Origin of the sequence: Olsenella sp. An293 (genome assembly GCF_002159495.1) — a bacterium.
GTDB lineage: Bacteria > Actinomycetota > Coriobacteriia > Coriobacteriales > Atopobiaceae > Thermophilibacter.
Genome location: NZ_NFIT01000007.1, coordinates 69,516 through 86,562, shown reverse-complemented (window position 1 = coordinate 86,562; position 17,047 = coordinate 69,516). Strand labels below are relative to the sequence as shown.

Annotated in this window: 21 protein-coding genes; 11 read left to right on the top strand and 10 right to left on the bottom strand. The window is 67.5% G+C overall.

Annotation, left to right across the window (positions count from 1 at the left end; all coding sequences use genetic code 11):
* Window positions 1–73: 73 nt before the first annotated feature.
* The gene (locus B5F85_RS06115) at window positions 74–871 is read left to right on the top strand and encodes a CHAD domain-containing protein (protein ID WP_087315420.1); all 798 of its coding nucleotides are present in this window, start codon (window positions 74–76) and stop codon (window positions 869–871) included.
* A 100-nt stretch (window positions 872–971) separates the two neighbouring features.
* Here the strand turns inward: B5F85_RS06115 and B5F85_RS06110 are convergent, their stop codons facing one another.
* The 3 genes from B5F85_RS06110 to B5F85_RS06100 form a co-directional block, all read right to left on the bottom strand.
* Entirely contained in the window at window positions 972–2,033 is a 1,062-nt protein-coding gene (locus B5F85_RS06110) for an ABC transporter ATP-binding protein (RefSeq protein WP_158094564.1), read from the bottom strand.
* Window positions 2,034–2,185: 152 nt separating this feature from the next.
* Window positions 2,186–3,223 carry an iron ABC transporter permease gene (locus B5F85_RS06105; protein ID WP_204204661.1) on the bottom strand — a complete coding sequence of 346 codons (1,038 nt, stop codon included), beginning with the start codon at window positions 3,221–3,223 and terminating at the stop codon, window positions 2,186–2,188.
* A 19-nt stretch (window positions 3,224–3,242) separates the two neighbouring features.
* Window positions 3,243–4,406 (bottom strand): ABC transporter substrate-binding protein, encoded by a 1,164-nt coding sequence (locus tag B5F85_RS06100; protein WP_143786143.1) that lies wholly within the window; start codon window positions 4,404–4,406, stop codon window positions 3,243–3,245.
* 104 nt (window positions 4,407–4,510) lie between these two features.
* Between B5F85_RS06100 and B5F85_RS06095 the strand changes: the two genes are divergently transcribed.
* From B5F85_RS06095 to B5F85_RS06080, 4 genes are all read left to right on the top strand, one after another.
* A complete protein-coding gene (locus B5F85_RS06095) occupies window positions 4,511–5,512 on the top strand; it encodes a DUF389 domain-containing protein (protein ID WP_087315412.1) in 1,002 nt (333 codons plus the stop codon).
* A 126-nt stretch (window positions 5,513–5,638) separates the two neighbouring features.
* Complete coding sequence (locus tag B5F85_RS06090; protein ID WP_087315410.1) at window positions 5,639–6,034, top strand: hypothetical protein; 396 nt, start codon at window positions 5,639–5,641, stop codon at window positions 6,032–6,034.
* Window positions 6,015–6,872, top strand: coding sequence for an alpha/beta hydrolase (locus B5F85_RS06085; protein ID WP_087315408.1), 858 nt, complete (start codon window positions 6,015–6,017; stop codon window positions 6,870–6,872). The genes B5F85_RS06090 and B5F85_RS06085 overlap by 20 nt, the downstream gene beginning before the upstream one ends.
* A gap of 334 nt (window positions 6,873–7,206) precedes the next feature.
* Complete coding sequence (locus B5F85_RS06080; protein WP_087315406.1) at window positions 7,207–8,088, top strand: DMT family transporter; 882 nt, start codon at window positions 7,207–7,209, stop codon at window positions 8,086–8,088.
* 128 nt (window positions 8,089–8,216) lie between these two features.
* Here the strand turns inward: B5F85_RS06080 and B5F85_RS06075 are convergent, their stop codons facing one another.
* On the bottom strand, window positions 8,217–9,659 hold the full coding sequence (locus tag B5F85_RS06075; protein ID WP_087315404.1) for a radical SAM protein: 1,443 nt from the start codon (window positions 9,657–9,659) through the stop codon (window positions 8,217–8,219).
* Window positions 9,660–10,021: 362 nt separating this feature from the next.
* Between B5F85_RS06075 and B5F85_RS06070 the strand changes: the two genes are divergently transcribed.
* Window positions 10,022–10,621, top strand: a complete 600-nt coding sequence (locus tag B5F85_RS06070) for a TetR/AcrR family transcriptional regulator (protein ID WP_158094563.1) — start codon at window positions 10,022–10,024, stop codon at window positions 10,619–10,621.
* 87 nt (window positions 10,622–10,708) lie between these two features.
* Here the strand turns inward: B5F85_RS06070 and B5F85_RS06065 are convergent, their stop codons facing one another.
* Complete coding sequence (locus B5F85_RS06065) at window positions 10,709–11,185, bottom strand: universal stress protein (protein WP_087315401.1); 477 nt, start codon at window positions 11,183–11,185, stop codon at window positions 10,709–10,711.
* A 125-nt stretch (window positions 11,186–11,310) separates the two neighbouring features.
* On the opposite strand from B5F85_RS06065, the gene B5F85_RS06060 reads away from it, so the two are divergent.
* Together B5F85_RS06060 and B5F85_RS06055 are read left to right on the top strand one after the other, a co-directional pair.
* Entirely contained in the window at window positions 11,311–12,174 is an 864-nt protein-coding gene (locus B5F85_RS06060; protein ID WP_143786142.1) for an MBL fold metallo-hydrolase, read from the top strand.
* A gap of 60 nt (window positions 12,175–12,234) precedes the next feature.
* Entirely contained in the window at window positions 12,235–12,441 is a 207-nt protein-coding gene (locus B5F85_RS06055; RefSeq protein ID WP_087315396.1) for a hypothetical protein, read from the top strand.
* Window positions 12,442–12,543: 102 nt separating this feature from the next.
* On the opposite strand, the gene B5F85_RS06050 is transcribed toward B5F85_RS06055, so the two are convergent.
* From B5F85_RS06050 to B5F85_RS06035, 4 genes are all read right to left on the bottom strand, one after another.
* Window positions 12,544–12,942: a pyridoxamine 5'-phosphate oxidase family protein gene (locus B5F85_RS06050; protein WP_087315394.1), complete on the bottom strand. Its 399-nt coding sequence runs from the start codon at window positions 12,940–12,942 to the stop codon at window positions 12,544–12,546.
* A 41-nt stretch (window positions 12,943–12,983) separates the two neighbouring features.
* Complete coding sequence (locus tag B5F85_RS06045) at window positions 12,984–13,478, bottom strand: hypothetical protein (RefSeq protein WP_143786141.1); 495 nt, start codon at window positions 13,476–13,478, stop codon at window positions 12,984–12,986.
* A 5-nt stretch (window positions 13,479–13,483) separates the two neighbouring features.
* The gene (locus B5F85_RS06040) at window positions 13,484–13,693 is read right to left on the bottom strand and encodes a helix-turn-helix transcriptional regulator (protein WP_087315390.1); all 210 of its coding nucleotides are present in this window, start codon (window positions 13,691–13,693) and stop codon (window positions 13,484–13,486) included.
* Window positions 13,694–14,101: 408 nt separating this feature from the next.
* Window positions 14,102–14,743 (bottom strand): TetR family transcriptional regulator, encoded by a 642-nt coding sequence (locus B5F85_RS06035; RefSeq protein WP_087315388.1) that lies wholly within the window; start codon window positions 14,741–14,743, stop codon window positions 14,102–14,104.
* Window positions 14,744–14,909: 166 nt separating this feature from the next.
* Here B5F85_RS06035 and B5F85_RS06030 point away from each other — a divergent pair, with 166 nt between their 5' ends.
* Genes B5F85_RS06030 through B5F85_RS10775 form a run of 3 tightly spaced genes read left to right on the top strand, consistent with a single transcriptional unit; the run spans window position 14,910 to window position 16,378 of the window.
* Window positions 14,910–15,533 (top strand): flavodoxin, encoded by a 624-nt coding sequence (locus tag B5F85_RS06030; RefSeq protein ID WP_087315386.1) that lies wholly within the window; start codon window positions 14,910–14,912, stop codon window positions 15,531–15,533.
* Window positions 15,534–15,546: 13 nt separating this feature from the next.
* Window positions 15,547–16,083 carry a flavodoxin family protein gene (locus B5F85_RS06025; RefSeq protein WP_087315385.1) on the top strand — a complete coding sequence of 179 codons (537 nt, stop codon included), beginning with the start codon at window positions 15,547–15,549 and terminating at the stop codon, window positions 16,081–16,083.
* A gap of 58 nt (window positions 16,084–16,141) precedes the next feature.
* A complete protein-coding gene (locus B5F85_RS10775; protein WP_087315383.1) occupies window positions 16,142–16,378 on the top strand; it encodes a hypothetical protein in 237 nt (78 codons plus the stop codon).
* 38 nt (window positions 16,379–16,416) lie between these two features.
* Here B5F85_RS10775 and B5F85_RS06015 read toward each other — a convergent pair whose 3' ends face one another.
* On the bottom strand, window positions 16,417–16,965 hold the full coding sequence (locus tag B5F85_RS06015) for a flavodoxin domain-containing protein (protein ID WP_087315381.1): 549 nt from the start codon (window positions 16,963–16,965) through the stop codon (window positions 16,417–16,419).
* Window positions 16,966–17,047: the final 82 nt, after the last annotated feature.

Here is a 17,047-nt window from a genome sequence, read left to right as displayed (position 1 = left end):
TCAGGTTATATTGTCAAGCGAGGCGCTTGACAATATAACCTGACGTGATTGTCAACCCGATCCGGAGGTTGCGATGGGGGACGTTCGTAAGGAGCTTGCCCGCGTGCTGCGCGAGTGGGACGACACCGTGGAGCGGCGCCTCAAGGCGTTTCTCGCCGACCCCGACGACGTAGAGACCATCCATCGCTTCCGGATCTCCATCCGCACGCTGCGGAGCCTGCTGGTCTTTGTCTCGCCGTTCCTGAAGCGCCGGCGCCACCGCCTGCTTCAGGACGAGCTGCGCTCCGTGGTGGTGGAGACCTCCCGCCTGCGCGAGTACGACGTGCTGCTGCGCCAGGTCCGCGCGCTCGACGTGCCCTGCGGCGAGCTGGCCGATAAGATCTCCGAGCTGCGCGAGCTCGAGCGCAACCACGTGGTCGACGTCATGCGCGGGAGGCACACGCGCCAGGCGCTGCGCCGCGTGCGCAAGGGCCTGGGCAAGCTGCCGTGGAAGGACCGCGTGCGCGGGCGCGGCGTGACGCTCGACGACGTGCGCGCGAGCTTTAACGAGCTCGTGCGCGTAGTGGACGAGGGCTACGCGACCGTCGACCGCGCGGACGCCGACGCGGTGCACACCCTGCGCAAGCGGGCCAAGCGCGTCCGCTACGTGGGCGAGAGCTTTGCCGTCCTGCTGGGTTCGGGCGCTGCGGCGGAGGGCGCGCGCATGAAGGACGTCCAGGACGAGCTCGGCGACATCTGCGATGCCCGCGTCAACATCACGATGGCGCGCGAGTTCCCGACCGCGGGGCTGTCTTCCGAGGCGCGTCGGGCGCTCGAGGTTCTTCTCTCCCAGAACCAGGCGCTCGTCGACGAGTTCTGCCGCGTCTGCTAATTGGGGACAGTCACGTCGGGTTGACAATAACGTCAGGTTATATTGTCAAGCGCCTCGCTTGACAATATAACCTGACGTTATTGTCAACCCGACGTGACTGTCAGCCAGACAGAAGGCCGGCGGCGCGGGCGGCGTCGAGGAGCTCGGCGTTGCGCGCGTTCATCGTGCCGAAGCCGCCCACGCAGCAGATGACCCGCCTGCAGCCAAGAAGGACCTCGCGCGCCTGCGCCACGGCGCGCTCGCTCACGGGCTCGAAGTCGCGCTCGTAGATGGCGCGTACGGCCAGGCTGCGCGCGAGCAGCCCGTCGGCGTCGTGCTCGTGCAGCACCCCCGTCGCAAACGGCACGCCGTCGCGCGCGAGCTGCCGGAAGCACGCTGCGCCCGTCCCGCCGCCGGCGATCACGAAGACCTCCGGATCGCCCTCCGGCCGCGCCAGCTCGACGCTGCCGAAGGCGGGGTCGTACGCTCCGGGCCCAAGGTCGTAGAGCTCGGCGACGCGCTCGGCCGTGAGGACCTCGTCGGGTGCCCCCTGGCACATCACACGCCCGTCGCGGATGCAGATCACGTGGTCGGCGGCCTTCTGCGCGAGGTCGACCTCATGCAGCGACGCCACGACGGCGATGCCGCGCTCGCGCGCCTCGTGCCGCAGCAGCTGGAGCACCTCGAGCTGCGAGCGAACGTCCAGGTACGACGTGGGCTCGTCGAGCAGCAGCACGCGCGGCTCCTGGCTGAGCGCCCGGGCGAGAAGGACGCGCTGCCGCTGGCCGTCGCTGATGTGGGCAAAGTCGCGCTCGGTGAGCTCTGCCGTGCCCGTGGCCTCCAGCGCGGCGCGCACGGCCTCGTGGTCCTTCTCGCCCAGCACGCCGAGCCTGCCGGTGAAGGGATAGCGGCCCGCCTCCACGACGTCGCGGCAGGTGAGCAGCTCCGTGCTCGGCCTGCCGGTGAGCATGACCGCCATCTCCTGCGCACGCTCGGTCGCCGGCACCTCGTCGAGCGCTCGGCCGAAGAGCTCCACGACGCCGCCGAGCGCGCGCAGCTGGCCCGCCACGGTGCGCAGAATCGTGGTCTTGCCGGAGCCGTTGGGGCCGATGAGCGCCACGACCCGCCCCGGCCGCACGGCCAGGCAGACGTCGCGCACGAGCGCCCGCTGCCCGTGCCCCACCGCCAGATCCCGCAGCTCCAGCGCGTTCTGCTCATTGGGGACGTGTTTTTTCGTGCAGACAGAACGGGACAGGTTTTGGCCCCTTCCGCCGTCGCCCGGCGGCAAACCTGTCCCGTTCTGTCTGCACGAAAAAACACGTCCCCAATGAGCAGTCATCGGGACCTCCTGCGGAGCATGAGGGCGATCACGACCGGCGCGCCAAAGACGGCGGTCACGGCGCTCACGGAGAGCTCGACCGGCGAGAAGAGCGTGCGCGCGATGAGGTCGCACCCGCAGCAGAAGGCCGCGCCGGTGAGAAAGCATGCCGGCGTCACGTAGAGCGGGCGCGACGACCCCACCCCGCGGCGCGCCAGGTGCGGCGCGGCGATGCCCACGAACGAGACCGGGCCTGAGAAGGCGGCGACGCAGGCCGAGAGCAGGCTCGACACTGCGACGATGAGCATGCGCAGCCCCCGGACGTCGACGCCAACGCTCTGCGCGTAGGCCTCGCCGAGCTGGTAGGCGCCGAGCGGCTTGGAGAGCGCAAAGACGGCGGCGCCCATGGCGAGAACCGCCACGGCGACGATGGCCACGTCAGGCCAGGTGGCTCCCGAGAAGCTGCCGCGCGACCAGTTGTCCAGGTTCACGATGGACTGGTCGTCGGCAAAGGCCACGAGGAAGTTGGTCGCGGCGGAGCAGATGTAGCCCACCATCACGCCCGCGACGATGAGCATGCTCTGCGTGCGCACGCGTCGCGAGATGAGCAGCACAAAGCCCATGGTGAGAAGCGACCCCGCAAACGCCGCGACGACGGAGGCGCCCGGGCTCATGACCTGCCCGGCCCCCAGCACCACGATCATGACCACGGCCACCACGAGCTTGGCGCCCGAGGAGACGCCCAGCACGAAGGGGTCGGCGATGGGGTTGGCAAAGAAGGTCTGCAGCAGGAAGCCCGAGAGCGAGAGCGCACCGCCCAGAAGCACCGCCTCGACGGCGCGCGGCAGGCGAATCTGCCAGATGACCTGCGCCGCGGTGGAGCCGTCGCCGGGGCCCGCCGCGAGGATGCGCAGCACGTCTGCGGGCGTGGTGCCAACGCTTCCCAGGCAGAGGCTCGCGACGAAGAGCGCCGCCAGGCCGAGAAGAACGACGAGGTCGAAGGCGAGCGCCCGCGACGCTCCGCCCTTCTCGCCTCCGCGCCCCCTCTCGAGCACTGTCGCGCCGCAGCCCACGTCAGGCCAGCTTCCAGACGTAGCTCGTCGGCTCCCCGGAGCCGGAGATGGCGGCGCGCAGGTCGAAGATGATCTCCGCCATGCTGGTGATCTGCTGGTAGAGATTGGAGTCGCAGGTCCAGACGCTTCCCTCGCGCACGGCGCGGAAGTCGGCGAGCAGCGCGTTTCTCCTGACCAGCTCGGCGAGGCTGGTGACCCCGTCGTCGATGGTCCCGTTGTAGATGATGACGTCCGCGTCGTGTGCGGCCTCGTAGAAGCGCTCCATCTCGACGGTGATGGTGGTGGGGGAGGAGTCCGCGGCGCCCGTGGCGTCAAAGCTCACGTAGGCGCCGCCCGCGGCCTCGATCATCTGGCAGAAGTAGTCGCCCGCGCGGCGCGTCACCGCGGCGCCGTCCTCGTTGATGTAGAAGAAGGCGACGGTTCGGCCCGTGGAGCCGCCCTGCGAGGCCGCCTCCACGCCGGCTGCGATCTCGTCGAAGACCGCGGTCGCCTCGTCCTCGCGGCCAAAGAGCGTGCCCATGAGGCGGACCCACTCCAGGCGGCCCAGCATGTCCTCCTCGCGGCTCGACTGCTCCATGAGCACGGTCACGCCGAGCTCCTCAAGCTTGGCACGCACCTCGGGAACGTGGTCGATGTTGGTGTTCTCGATCGCGAGCGGGCAGCCCGCGGCGGCGATGAGCTCGTAGTCCGGGGCGCGGTAGATGCCGCCGTAGGCAATCTCGCCGCTCTCCAGGCGCTCCGCGAACCCTTTGACGGGGGAGTCCTCGGCGCGAACGGACGAGACGCCCACCGCGTCGAGCGCCCCGATGGCGTCGACGAGGCAGATCATGCCGGTCGAGACCAGGTAGACGCTCTCGAGCGGCTGGCGCACCACGGCGACGTCGGCCGGAAGGCCCTCCGGCGCGTCGGCGCCCTCGGGCACGATGAGGAAGCGGTCCCCGCTGGCGAGGCATGCGAGCCGGCACCCGCCCTCGTAGGCGTCCAGCGTGAACTGCGTGGCGTGCGCGAGCGGCACGGGCGTGGCCTCGCCGAGCGCCGAGAGGCCCTGCGAACCGGCGTCCTTCTCGCCCGATGCGGCGCCGCCACTGGTCGAGCAGCCGACCAGAGCCAGGGGTGCGAGAAGGCCGAGCCCGAGGGCGGACCGGCGAGGGACAGACGTGCTCACGGGGACTCCAATTCAACGAGATGCTGCTCTCATGATACGCCCGCCCGCCGCCGCGCCGCGAGGCCGTATCATTGACGGCGTTGACTCTCTCGAAAAGGGGCGCGATGAACGCCATCTCAAGGCTGCTGCTGGGCGGCGAGCTCGATCGCAAGGTTCTTCTCGGCGCCGAGCGCTCGACGCTCATGCTCGTGGACGAGCCGCTGCGCCAGTACTCGAGCTTCTTCATGCGGCTGCTCGCGGCCACGGTCGTGGCGACCGCCGGCATCGCCAGTGACTCCGCCACGACGATCATCGGCGCCATGCTCATTGCGCCGCTCATGTCGCCCATGCTGGGGACGGCGCTCGCCACCGCAATGGGCCGGCCGCGTCAGGCCCTGCGCACGCTCGCGCTCGTGGTGTTTGGCATGGCGCTTGTGGTCGTGGCGTCGGCCTGCGTGACCGCGCTCATCCCCGTGGCCGCGGACATGGAGACCAACTCGCAGGTGCTCTGCCGCGTCTCGCCGCGCCTGGTCGACCTGATCATCGCGCTGGCCGCGGGCTTCATGGCGGCGCTCGCCTCGATGCGCGCCGACATCCCCGACGCGGTGCCCGGCGTGGCGATCTCGGCCTCGATCGTGCCGCCGCTGTGCGTGGTGGGCGCGGGCATCTACGAGGGCGTGCCGAGTGCGGCGGTGGGCGCCTTCACGCTCTTCTTCACCAACTTCCTGGCCATCCAGGTCATGGGCGGCCTCGTCTACCTGCTCATGGGCCTCGGGGCGCGGCGCCTCTCCGAGGTGGGCGCCCAGGCGCGCCAGATCTGGTACGCGCTGGTGGCGCTGGCGATGACCGTGGTGGTGGGCCTGCTCTTCTCCACGAGCATGGACGTGCTCAGCGTGACGCAGCGCGAGCGGCAGGTCCAGGACGTCACGGCGGCGTGGCTTGACGGCTCCGACTACCGCGTGGAGGGGCTCGAGGTCGACGGCGAGGACGTCTACGTGCGGATCGTCGGCCATGGCGACGTTCCCGACGCGCGTGGTCTCAGCGACGCGCTGGACGAGAAGGACGTGGGCGTGCAGAGCGTCTCGGTCTCTGTCCTGGAGGAGCAGCGCGTCGTCACCGGCTCGTAGCGGGCGGCGGTCACGGACGGCACGCCGTTCTTGTCCCCTAGGGAGGACAAGAACCTCGGTGGTCACGGACAGCTCGCCGCGCGCCGCTCGGTACAATGGGGGGCAAAGCATCCGAGAGGGGGCCTTGTGGACGACGGTCCGTTCATCCAGAGGTCGGACGGCGGCGAGCCCGTCTCGCCGGACCGTGGCGGATCGGACGGCGGCAGGACGGACCTTCGCTGCGTCGCGCGCTACCTGGGCATAGCCGCAGCAGTCTGCCTGCTGCTGGGCCTACTCGCCGTATGGGGAGCTCGTACGAGTTTTGTCGGATACCTCGACACGGTGGACACTGCCGCGGGCGGAGGCTGGCTGCTGCTGTTTCTCCCGGCGACAGTGGCCTTTTCGGGCTCGCTGGCAATGGTCGCCCTGGCGCTGGCGGCGGGAGGCGTCGTTCTTCTCGTCATCGCGGGCGTCGTGCTCGTGGCTGACCTGGCCAGGAAGAGGGGCTCCAAGGGAGGGCAAGATGCGCGTCCAGAAGATTGAGCTACCGAGCGCGGGCTATGGGCCCAGGGCTGCCACGCTCACGGCATACGTGCAGGACAATGTCGAGGCGCAGGTCTCGCGTCGGCGCCCCGGGGTGCTGATCTGCCCCGGCGGCGGGTATGCCTTCTGCTCGGATCTGGAGGCCGAGCCCATCGCGCTCGCGCTCGTCGCCCGCGGGCTCCAGGCCTTCGTGCTCGACTACACCGTGCTCGACGACGCGGAGACCGGGCCGCTGCTTCCCGCCCCGCAGCTCGACCTGGCGCGGGCGCTCGCCCTGGTGCGGTGCCGTGCGGACGAGTGGCTCGTGGACGGAGGCCGGCTCGGCGTGCTCGGTTGCTCCGCGGGGGCGCACCTCTGCGCATCCTATGCGGGCGTCATGCGCGACGAGGCGTTTCTCGCCCGAGTGGGGGTCTCTCCCAGCGTCGCGCGGCCGGACTGGCAGGTGCTCTGCTACCCCGTCATCGATCTTGACGCTGGCTGGCCGCCCGATTCCGCTTACGCCGCGCGTATCTGCGACGTCGGCTCGCCGCTGCGCCGCGCCCAGGACCTGGTGGGGCCCGACACGCCGCGGACCTTCCTCTGGCATACCGCTACGGACGAGACGGTCCCCGTCCGCAACACCTACCTCTACGCCGAGGCGCTTGCCTCGCACGGCGTGGACCATGAGTGCCACGTGTTCCACGAAGGGCGCCACGGGCTCTCGCTTGCGACCGAGCAGTCCGCGCGCTGGTGCGACTGTGTGAATCCGCACGTCGCGCACTGGTTCGACCTCGTGATCGAGTGGATCGGACGAGGCGACGCGCACTCCCATCTCGATGACGCGCCTTTGGAAGGCTAGTCTCCGCTTGCGCCGTCTGCAAAAACCGCCTTCAGTCCATATTACCCGGTGGCTGGAATCAAAACTCGCCTCCGATCCATGCGAAATGAGCTGTCGCGGCCTTACTATTCTCTGATAGATTCATCCAAGGTTGTATTAATTAAAGTTTTCTTAGTCATGGGCGCGTCGCGGGCTGAAAAATGCATGGATCGAAGGCGGGTTTTGTTTCGGGAGGCCGGGGAAAATGGACTGAAGGCAGATTTTGCAGATGAACCAGCGCTGAAGGCCTTGCGCGGGCCCGGTCGAAGACTTGTGTATCCTTGCAGGCACGGCGGACGTGCGGGAGGGGAGGCTCATGGCGCGGAAATCAGCCGGACGCTTCGTGGCGGCCGCCTTTCTGGCAGCGTGCCTCTACGCGCTCTCAACGCCGTGTTCCAAGGTGCTTCTGGGAAACGTCGCGCCCAACATGATGGCTGCCCTGCTCTACTTGGGCGCTGGCGCTGGGATGGCGGTGCTGACGGGGGCGCGGGCAGTTGCGCGGCGCGCGACGTCCGAGGAGATTCCGCTCGAGCGCGCGGATGCTCCCTACGTCGTGGTCATGGTTCTGCTCGACATTGCGGCGCCCATTCTGCTCATGGCGGGCCTCACGCACGCCGCCCCCGAAAACGTGGCCCTGCTCAACAACTTCGAGATCGTGGCGACGGCGGTCATCGCCTTCGCGGCCTTCCGTGAGCGCGTGGCGCCCCGCACCTGGGCGGGCATCGCCGTGATCACGGCGTCGTGCGCGCTGCTCAGCCTCGAGGGTGCCGGCGCGCTGAGCTTCTCCTCGGGCTCTTTGCTGGTGCTCGGGGCGTGCCTGTGCTGGGGAGTCGAAAACAACTGCACGAGTCGGCTCTCCGAGAAGGACCCCGCCCAGGTGGTCGTCGTAAAGGGGTTTGGCTCCGGCGCAGGCGCGCTTGCGGTGGCCCTTCTCGCCGGCGACGCGCTCCCGGCGCTTCCGGACGCGGCCGCCGCCCTGCTGCTGGGCTTCGTCGCCTATGGGCTCTCTATCTTCTTCTACGTCTTCGCCCAGCGAGGCCTGGGTGCGGCCCGGACGAGCGCCTACTATGCCGTGAACCCGTTCATCGGGGCGGCACTGTCACTGGCGTTGTTCCAGACGGTGCCGGGGCCGATGTTCCTAATCGCGCTGGCGCTCATGGCGCTGGGCGCGTGGCTGGTGACGCCGCAGGCGGAATAGGTGCGGCAACAGGACGTTTTGGCGGCCCGGGTCGTCCATCCGCCGCACCTTGACAGAAGAGGTGCGGCGGATGGACGTTTTCGAGTCGCGGACCGTCCATCCGCCGCGCCCCAGCAGCCGAGAAGAACCTACAGCTGAGGCTCCGGCTGCGTCCTGAGGTCTCGGCCGAGCCGTGCTAGGCGCGTGACGTCGGTCTCGGCCTGCCCCTCGTTCCAGCGCTGGCGCGTCTCGTGCAGCGGGTCGGCCTCGTCTGCCCACAGCCGCTCGGCCACCGGGGCCCATGCGGCCGCCGCGGGCGCGGTCTTCTCACGCAGCTGCTCGGGCGTCTCCTTCTCCACGAGGTCCGTGGAGCGCGCCCCCGTCTCGACGACCATGCGCGGCAGGTCGTCCGGGTTCTCCAGCATCGGGCAGGGTCGCAGGTGGTTGGTGTTGAACGGCTGGCTCTGGTAGTACTTCATGAAGAGCGGCGACCGCAGCGCGTCGAGCAGGCTCACGTCATGGATGTTGGCGTTGGCGTAGTGGATGAACACGCACGGCTCTACGTCTCCCGCGGCATTGATGTGCAGGTAGCGACGTCCTCCGGCGATGCAGCCGCCCACGAACTCGCCGTCGTTCTGGAAGTCCAGCGTGAAGAGCGGCTTAACGCCGCGCATCTCGCGCACGAAGCGATACATCCGCTCGCGCTGCTCGGGCGTGGGCATGAGGTCGGCGGATGCCGCGCGGCCCACCGGCATGAAGTGGAAGTACCAGCAGAACAGCGCGCCCTTCTCGATCATCCAGTCCATGTTCTGCTCGGTGGCGACGGCGTCCGCGTTGGCGCGCGTCCAGCAGCAGGAGATGCCAAAGGGCAGGTCGTGCGCGCGCAGCAGGTCCATCGCCCGTTCGATCTTGGCGTAGGTCCCGTCGCCGCGACGCTCGTCGGTGGTGTGCTCGTTGCCCTCGGCCGAGATGGCGGGCACGAAGTTGGCCACGCGGATCATGTCCTGACAGAAGGCCTCGTCGATGAGGGTGGCGTTGGTGAAGCAGAGGAAGGCGCAGTCGGGGTACTTCTCGCAGATGCGGATGAGGTCGTCCTTGCGCACGAGCGGCTCGCCGCCGGTGTAGATGTAGACGTGGCAGCCCAGCTCGCGGCCCTGGTCGATGATCGAGCAGATGTCCTCGTAGGAGAGGTTGAGCGCGTGCCCGTACTCGGCCGCCCAGCAGCCGGTGCAGCGCAGGTTGCAGGCGCTCGTGGGGTCAAGCAGGATGGCCCACGGGATGTTGCACGCGTACTTGTCGCGCGCCTTCTCCTGAACGGGCCAAGCGAGGATGTTGGCGTCCACGATGAAGGTCTTGAGCAGGCGCCGGCGCACCTCCGGATTGAGGTGGAAGGCCTTGAGGATGAGCTGGTACCAGTTGCTGCGGTCGTCGATGGCGCTGCGGAACGCCGCTCGCTGGGTGGGAAAGACGCTCGCCGGGGTGTACTTGTCGATCGTATCCATGATCTTGGGGATGCGGGCCTCGGGATCCTCATCCACGTAGTCGATGAGCTTGTAGAGCGCGGCGCGCTCGGCCGACTGGGTCAGTGCCATGCTGGGTCCTTTCGCGAGCTCGATGGGATGCTCTGTTTATACCCAGTTAGGTGAAAACCCACACATGTGGAATAACGAGCATGTCTCTTCCATGGAGGCAGGGAGCATGGGGGCTATTCCACACAACCCGGCGTCGCGTTGACGATCGCTTGCCGCAAGAGGAGTTGGATTTAGACATACGATGGATGCATCTTCCGAGCTCGGCGCGCATCTTGGCGCGGGCAGGCCCCCCAACGCGTAGCGCGCGGCGGCCGTCCGGCTGGCTCGACCCACAATCCCCCACAGCTGTGGAACAATAGATGCGTCTCGTCCGTCCGGGCGGGGCGCGTCTTGCTGTCGGCCAAGGAGGGCACTCGATGACGATGGGCGAGAAGAACGATCGCCAGGGGGACCGTCGCGTGCGGCGGAGCCGTCGCTCCATTGTCGCCGCGTTTGACCGGCTGATCACGGAGGTGCCGCTCGAACAGATCACCGTGAGCGCGATCGCGCGCGAGGCGGACGTGGATCGCAAGACCTTCTACCAGCACTTTGGGTCGGTGGACGGGCTGCTTGACGCCATCGCCGACGATGTGGTCACAGGGCTGCTCGACGAGGTCGAGCTGGCCACGCGGGCGCGCGTCGAGGCCGCCGCGGACGTGACGCCGCTGCGCGCCTTCTTCGCCGTGCTCGCCGAGCATCTGAGCCAAAACGAGACGCTGGGGCGAGGCTTTTGCGAGCATGTGCCCTCTGAGCTGCTCTTCGAGCATCTCTCGCGCCCGCTGGCGCGACAGAGCGTCGAGCGCGGCTTCGTGAACGGGGACGTTCCGGACGAGGAGCTGGAGATGCTCCTCGCGTTTGGGCTCGGCGGGCTCTTCTCGCTCTATCGCTGGTGGCTGCTTTCGGATCAGTCTGTGCCGCTTGTGGAGGTGACGCGCTACGCGAGCCAGCTGCTCGAGGGCGGGACGAACTCGCTGCTGCGGTAGCTGACGCGGCGTCCTCGCCGCACGTCGAAAGCGCCCCGTCCAAATCTGAACGGGGCGCCAAGACGGATGCGCGATGGGCTATGCCCGCTACTTCACCGTGAGCACCGGGACGTCGACGGAGCGCAGCACGCCAAAGCTCACGCTGCCGAGCATGCCGCGCAGCGCGCCCAGGCCCCGGCGTCCCATGACCACGAGGTCGATGTCGCGGCTCGTGACGTAGTCGACGATCCCCTCGAGCGCGGAATCGGAGATGACGGCGTCGGCCACGATCTTGCACTTCGCGTCGTCGCGGGACTCGTCCACCACGTTCTGGATGTCTGCGACCGTGCTCTGCACCACCGACTCGAGGATGCGCTCGTAGGTCGAGGGGTCGCCGACCGCATAGGGTGTGTCGAGGCCAATGTCTCCGAGCAGCGTGGGATTGGGCAGGGTCGAGGAGGGGATGACGGTCACCACGTGCACCTTCGCGGTCTCGTAGGGGCCGGCCAGACCAAGCGCGATATGCAGGGCGCTCTTTGCGTGGTCGGACTCGTCGTAGGGAACCAGGATGTTTTTAAAGTACATGGTTACCTCCTCGTGCCGGGTTTGGCGCTTATCGGCGTTTATACCCGTCGGTGGGCCGAGCTTTCGACGCTTCGGCAAGCGCGGCCGACTTGTCCGCGGGCGTATGATATGAGGGGAGCGTCTCAGTGCAGCGGTTAGGAGGCGAGAAGAACGTGCGTGTCACGGTGCTGATGGAGAACTGCACGCCGTCGAGCCGCCTGGCGGCCCGGCATGGCCTCTCGCTTTGGCTCGAACTTGCCGACGGACGGCGCGTCCTGTTTGACATGGGTCCGGACGACGCCTTTCTCGCCAATGCTCGCGCGCTCGGCGTGGACGTCACCATGGCCGACCTTGCGGTGCTCTCCCACGGGCACTACGACCACGGCGGCGGCCTGCGTGCCTTTCTGGACGCGTGCGGGAAGGCGGGACGCGACGTGCCCGTCTACGTGCGCGAACATGCCTTCGAGGAGCACATCTCCGGCACGCCGGAGCGCCATCACGCGATCGGCCTGGACCCGGTGCTCGCTGCGGGCCCACATGTGGTCACGGTGGGCGAGAGGTGCGAGGTGGGCGACGGGCTCACGCTCTTCTCGACCGCACGGCGCGACCATCCGGCGGCGCGTTCCAACCGGTGCCTGATGGAGCGGCGTGACGGTGCGCTTGCTCCGGACCGCTTCCTGCACGAGCAGAGCCTGCTGATCGTCGAGAGCGACCGTCGCTACTTGGTCTCCGGCTGCTCGCACGGCGGCATCCTCAACATCATGGACGCCGCGGAGGAGCTGGCGAGCGGTCCGCTCGACGCGGTCGTGGCGGGCTTTCACCTGATGGACCCGAGCGGCGGCACCGTGGAGGACCCGGAGCTCACGCGTGCGCTCGCGGCCGAGCTCGCCGCGCGCCAAGCGCGCTACCTTACGTTCCATTGCACCGGCACCGACGCGTTTTCCCTGCTGCGCGACACGCTGCGCGAGCGCGTGGGCTACCTGCACGTGGGGAGCCGCGTGAAGCTGTAGGCGAGTCGCGTGGCGCGGACGGGTATACTGCGCCTAGGAAACTCGTGATCGGAGGCACGCATGTCTGGGCTCATTGGCCTGATTCTCACGCTGCTCGTCGTGGCGTTTGTCGTGTCGCTTGTGGTGTCGTTCCTGGTGAACATCGTCGCTGGGGCGCTCTCGCTGCTGCCGGCGATCTTTGTCATCGTGGTCATCTGGTTCTTCGTGCGCGGCGGGAAGATTCACATCGAGTTCCCCGGGCGCGACGACCGCGACCGTCTCGACTAGGGGCGCGAGGGGTTGCAAAGGACGAGGCGCGCACCGGGGCGCGCCTCGGCGGGCGCCGGAGCTGAGGCCCCTGGGGGTGGCTCCGGCGCCCTTTCTGAGCTTCTACCAGCGGATCGTATACGGCTCCGCCGTGAACGAGCAGAACGTGGCGGTGACGTTTTCCAGCGCAAAGACCTCGCAGTTGCCGTCATCGGCGGCGTACATGGGCTGGAGCTCGGGATACTCCGCGAGCACTGCCTCGCGCGCCTCGAGCCGGTCGTCGAGCAAGGCGTCGGCCGTGACGCGCAGCCACGTGCCGTCGGCGCCGGTCGCGCAGATGGCCACGCGCGGGTGGGCGAGCATCTGCTCGGAGACGGGCTTCACGCGCCCGGTCTGGATGTAGAGCTTGCCCTCGAACTTGGCGATGGTCCCAAAGGGGCGAACCTGCGGGTTGCCCGCCTCGTCGACGGTTGCCAGGAAGTAGGTGGGGTTGACCTTGAGATAGGCGAGGACCTCGTCCATGGGAGCTCCTTTCGCGTGCGAAAACGGTCGTCGTCGCCACTTTACTCCGCTTCGGGGGTCGCGAGGGCGCGCTTGTAGTAGATCTTCACGGCGAGCAGGACGAGCGCGAGAAAAACCAGCGTGGCCGCCACGGAGACCATGGACTCAAAGCTCACGAGCGCCCCCACGAGGACGGCCACCACGGCGAGCGCGGGTAGCAGCTGCACGTAGGCGCGCGCGACCTCTCGCTCGAGGTGGGCTTGGAGCTCATCGTTCTCGCGGGCAAGGAAGCGGCGCAGCTCAGCCTCGTCGCGAAGGGCGCGGCTCAGGCTGAGGACCTGTCGTGCGGTGATGCCAGCGGCGACGGTGAACATGCCCATCATGAACCCCGAGAGGAAGCCCGAGACGCGTGCGTCTCCGTGCAGGGCGGGGAGCGCGTCGGTCGTGATGAGCGCGACCAGGGACGCCCATGCGGCGAACATAACGGCAAGCAGGATTCTCTCGCGGCGTAGGCGGCGGCGGATGGTGGTGCGCAGCGCTTCGGCGGTGTTCTTCATGGCGATCACAGCTCCTCATCAATGTCGGAAAAGTCAAAGACGTCCTCGATCGTGAGGCCAAAGTACCGAGCGATCCTGTAGGCGAGCGGCAGGGAGGCGGTGTATTTTCCCACCTCGATGGACGTGATTGTCTGCCGCGTGGTGCCCACGGCGTCGGCGAGCTCGGCCTGGCTCATCTTGCGCGCTCGGCGCAGCTCCTTGATGCGCGTTCGCATGGGCCTCCTCTCGTGCTGGAGATATGCAAAGCCTGCTTTGCAAGATAAGCATAGTACGCTTTGCAAAAAATGACAAGCAGACTTTGCAATTCTCTTTTTGCAAGGGAATCGTCGAAAGCGCACTCGGAGTGAGGTGAGGTTTGCTCTGCAAAATGAGGCTTCAATCCATTTTTCTCGTTCGCCGGATACAAAACCGGCCTTCGATCCATGGAAAAGCAGGCGATTGGACGTGGCGGGCATCTGCTGATTAAACACTAAAACGTACTAAGTAAAGTAAAGAAAAGGGACAGCTCGCCAGACCGTCATTTTTCCATGGATTAAAGACTGGTTTTGTATCCGGCAGGCCGGCAATATGGACTGAAGGCCAAAAAAGCATGCCCTCGCGCGCTGCGTGGGCAATCGAGGCAGCTATCGCGCGTAGTGACCGAGGCACATCCCGATGAAGTCGCGCATCTCGGCGCGAAAGTCCGTCTCGGGGCGCGCGATCTCAAGCCGCTCGAGCGCCTCCGCGATGAGCGGGTTGCTCCAGCAGCCGCTGACCAGGCCGGTCGCATGGTAGTAGATGGCCACGAGCAGGGGCTCAACGCGCTCGGGCTCGATGTCGAGGATGAGAGGCAGGTGCTCGCGCATCCGGGCGACGTGGTCGTAGTAGGCGTGCTTGAAGGTCATGAGGCGCTCGACGGTGACGTTGGTCTCCACGATCGTGGTGAGCAGGTCGCCTAGGCGGAAGTACTCCTGGTGTGCGTTGGCGATGCCCGCCCAGACCTCGGCCACGGTGTCCGGGGCAAGCCCGCAGCCCTCGGGCAGGGCGGTGAGCAGGGCGTTGAAGTACGAATCCATCTCGTCCGCGGTCAGGAGCAGGAAAATTTCCTCCTTGGTGCTGACGTACTTGTACAGGTTGGCGCGCGACCAACCGAGCTCGTCGGCGATCGTCGTGAGCGTGATCTCGTGGTAGGGGCGCGCGGCAAATTGTCTGCGGACGGCCCCCTTGATCTCTTCGAGGCGCTGCCCCTTCTGCTCGGCGCTGCGCGCTCGGATGAACTCTGCCATGACTCCTCCAAACCGTGTACGAGGAAAGTATACCGCAGCTTATCGAGAAAATAAGAAAAAACGCGTCACTTAACCATTGACAAGATACGCAACGCAACGTAACTTAAGACCTGTTAATTTGGGACAGTCCCCAATTAGCACAAAGGTTTGATGTAAGGAGAAGAGCATGCTGACGAGAAGGAACTTCCTGGCAGTTACCGCTGCGGGTACGGCAGCGCTCCTGGTCGGTTGCTCCGGCGAGAAGAGCGAGGGGCCTGCGGCGACTCCGGCAACGAAGCCGGTCGAGGACGCTCCCGCGGCGGACGCCGCGCCCGCTGGCAACGTGCTCGTCGCGTACTTCTCGGCTACAGGCAACACGGAGGGCGTGGCTGCCGCGATCACCGAGCGCCTGGGGGCGGACATCTTCGCCATCGAGGTGGCGCAGCCCTACACGGAGGCGGATCTCAACTACAACGACGATGCCTCCCGTGTGAGCGTCGAGCACGCGGACGGAGCCAGCCCCGAGCTCGCGCAGGTCACGCCCGACGGCTGGGCCGACTACGACACGGTCCTTCTCGGCTATCCGATCTGGTGGGGTGAGGCGGCCTGGCCGTTGCGCACGTTCGTGGCGGGCAACGACTTTGGCGAGAAGACCGTGATGCCGTTCTGCACCTCTGGCTCCTCGGGCATCGGGGGCAGCGCCGAGCGCCTTGCGGAGCTCGCCGGCACCGGCAACTGGCTCGAGGGCGAGCGCTTCTCTGCCGGTGCCGGCGATGATGCGGCGGCCTGGGCCGCCGGCCTGGGGCTGTAGGAGGGGGAAGATCATGAACGTCGTCATCTTGCAGGGGAGCCCCAACCGCGACGGCTCCACCGCCATCCTCTGCGAGGAGTTCGTGCGCGGCGCGCGCCAGGCGGGACACGAGGTCGAGCGCATTGACGTGGCGCAGGCGGACGTGAGGACCTGCACGGGCTGCGTGGCCTGCGGCTACGGCGCGCGCCCGTGCGTCCAGCGCGACGGCATGGTCTCGATCCTCGAGAAGATCCTCGCCGCCGACGTCCTGGCCCTGGCCACACCGCTCTACTACTACGCTATGACGGCCCAGCTCAAGGCCGTGATCGACCGGTTCTGCTCAGAGAACTCCGCCATCACCGCGCGGCGCCTGCGCTCCGTCCTCCTCGCCGTGGCGTGGAACGCGGACAGCTGGACCTTCGACGCGCTTGAGGCTCACTACGACACGCTGGTCCGCTATCTCGACCTGAGAGACTGCGGCCGCGTGCTCGGCTACGGCTGCGGCACGCCGTCCATGACGCGTGCCACGGATGCCCCGCAGCATGCCTTCGAGCTGGGGCGCTCGCTGTAAAGGGACGCGGCAGCCCCCGCGCTCCGTCATGTCATGTGCTACAACAGTGAGGGGATCGATGGGGGCATGCGGCATGTGGCTGCTGGCGGCGGTTGGCTCGGCGCTCTTTGCGGGCGTGACGGCGGTTCTCGCCAAGCTCGGCGTGCGCGAGACGGACTCCGACCTGGTGACGGCGCTGCGCACGGGCGTGGTGCTGGCCTTCTCCGCGCTGGTGCTGCGCGAGCGGCTGGGGCGTCGCGAGCTGGGCGGTCTCGTGCTTCTGGTGGCGGGCACGCTTGCGATCGCCGCGGCGTGAGCGCGAGGGGAGGGCGAGAAGAACCTCGTGGGTTGTCCCTACGCCCAACCGCGTGCTCGGAGTTCGGTGACCAGCGGATCGAGGTAGCTGCGCTCGCAGCCGTCGTAGCCCTCGCGCATCTGGGCGAGGGCCGTGCCCGAGCGCTGGTCGCCCTTGCGCGCCTCGCCTTCGAGCATCTTGAAGTAGATGCGCATCATGGCCTTGTCAACCGCGCCGAGCCGCTCGAAGTGAAAGCCGCCCTGGCAGTAGCACCATGGCATGTCGGGGTAGGCGCCTGCGGGGAAGGAGCGTCGGAACGCCTCCTCGTGCTCGCTTGCGGGCCAGAGCTCGCTGGGCATGGGCGTAGCGCCCACGGCAACCACGGCATAGCGCTTCTCGCCATGCGCCGCCATATAGGCCCGGAACCGTTTTGCCCCCTTGAGCGATGCCGCGTGGAACCAGCTGCAGAGGACCACGAGGTCCGCGTCCGCGGCGACGACCTCGATTTGTTCGAGCGGGACCATCCGGCATCCGAGCTCCACCGCGAGCCAGTCGGCGTATCTCTTGGCAGAGCCCGTCTGCGAGCAGAATGCGACGACCGCGCCCATGGCGACCCCTTTCGACGGAGGGTGGATTGTCCACGTTCTTCTCGCCAGTGTACGGGGTCGACGTCAGCTCCAGGTAAGCCGC

Bases quoted from the DNA above. Each gene is read 5' to 3' on its own strand.
- B5F85_RS06050 (WP_087315394.1), bottom strand. From the start codon at position 12,942: ATGGACGAGGTCCTCGCCTATCTCAAGGTCAACCCCACCTACTTCCTG.
- B5F85_RS06055 (WP_087315396.1), top strand. From the start codon at position 12,235: ATGTCTGGGCTCATTGGCCTGATTCTCACGCTGCTCGTCGTGGCGTTT.
- B5F85_RS06080 (WP_087315406.1), top strand. From the start codon at position 7,207: ATGGCGCGGAAATCAGCCGGACGCTTCGTGGCGGCCGCCTTTCTGGCA.
- B5F85_RS06015 (WP_087315381.1), bottom strand. From the start codon at position 16,965: ATGGGCGCGGTCGTCGCATTCTGCTCGCAGACGGGCTCTGCCAAGAGA.
- B5F85_RS06030 (WP_087315386.1), top strand. From the start codon at position 14,910: ATGCTGACGAGAAGGAACTTCCTGGCAGTTACCGCTGCGGGTACGGCA.
- B5F85_RS06115 (WP_087315420.1), top strand. From the start codon at position 74: ATGGGGGACGTTCGTAAGGAGCTTGCCCGCGTGCTGCGCGAGTGGGAC.
- B5F85_RS06070 (WP_158094563.1), top strand. From the start codon at position 10,022: ATGGGCGAGAAGAACGATCGCCAGGGGGACCGTCGCGTGCGGCGGAGC.
- B5F85_RS06025 (WP_087315385.1), top strand. From the start codon at position 15,547: ATGAACGTCGTCATCTTGCAGGGGAGCCCCAACCGCGACGGCTCCACC.
- B5F85_RS06095 (WP_087315412.1), top strand. From the start codon at position 4,511: ATGAACGCCATCTCAAGGCTGCTGCTGGGCGGCGAGCTCGATCGCAAG.
- B5F85_RS06075 (WP_087315404.1), bottom strand. From the start codon at position 9,659: ATGGCACTGACCCAGTCGGCCGAGCGCGCCGCGCTCTACAAGCTCATC.
- B5F85_RS06045 (WP_143786141.1), bottom strand. From the start codon at position 13,478: ATGAAGAACACCGCCGAAGCGCTGCGCACCACCATCCGCCGCCGCCTA.
- B5F85_RS10775 (WP_087315383.1), top strand. From the start codon at position 16,142: ATGGGGGCATGCGGCATGTGGCTGCTGGCGGCGGTTGGCTCGGCGCTC.
- B5F85_RS06040 (WP_087315390.1), bottom strand. From the start codon at position 13,693: ATGCGAACGCGCATCAAGGAGCTGCGCCGAGCGCGCAAGATGAGCCAG.
- B5F85_RS06065 (WP_087315401.1), bottom strand. From the start codon at position 11,185: ATGTACTTTAAAAACATCCTGGTTCCCTACGACGAGTCCGACCACGCA.
- B5F85_RS06085 (WP_087315408.1), top strand. From the start codon at position 6,015: ATGCGCGTCCAGAAGATTGAGCTACCGAGCGCGGGCTATGGGCCCAGG.
- B5F85_RS06035 (WP_087315388.1), bottom strand. From the start codon at position 14,743: ATGGCAGAGTTCATCCGAGCGCGCAGCGCCGAGCAGAAGGGGCAGCGC.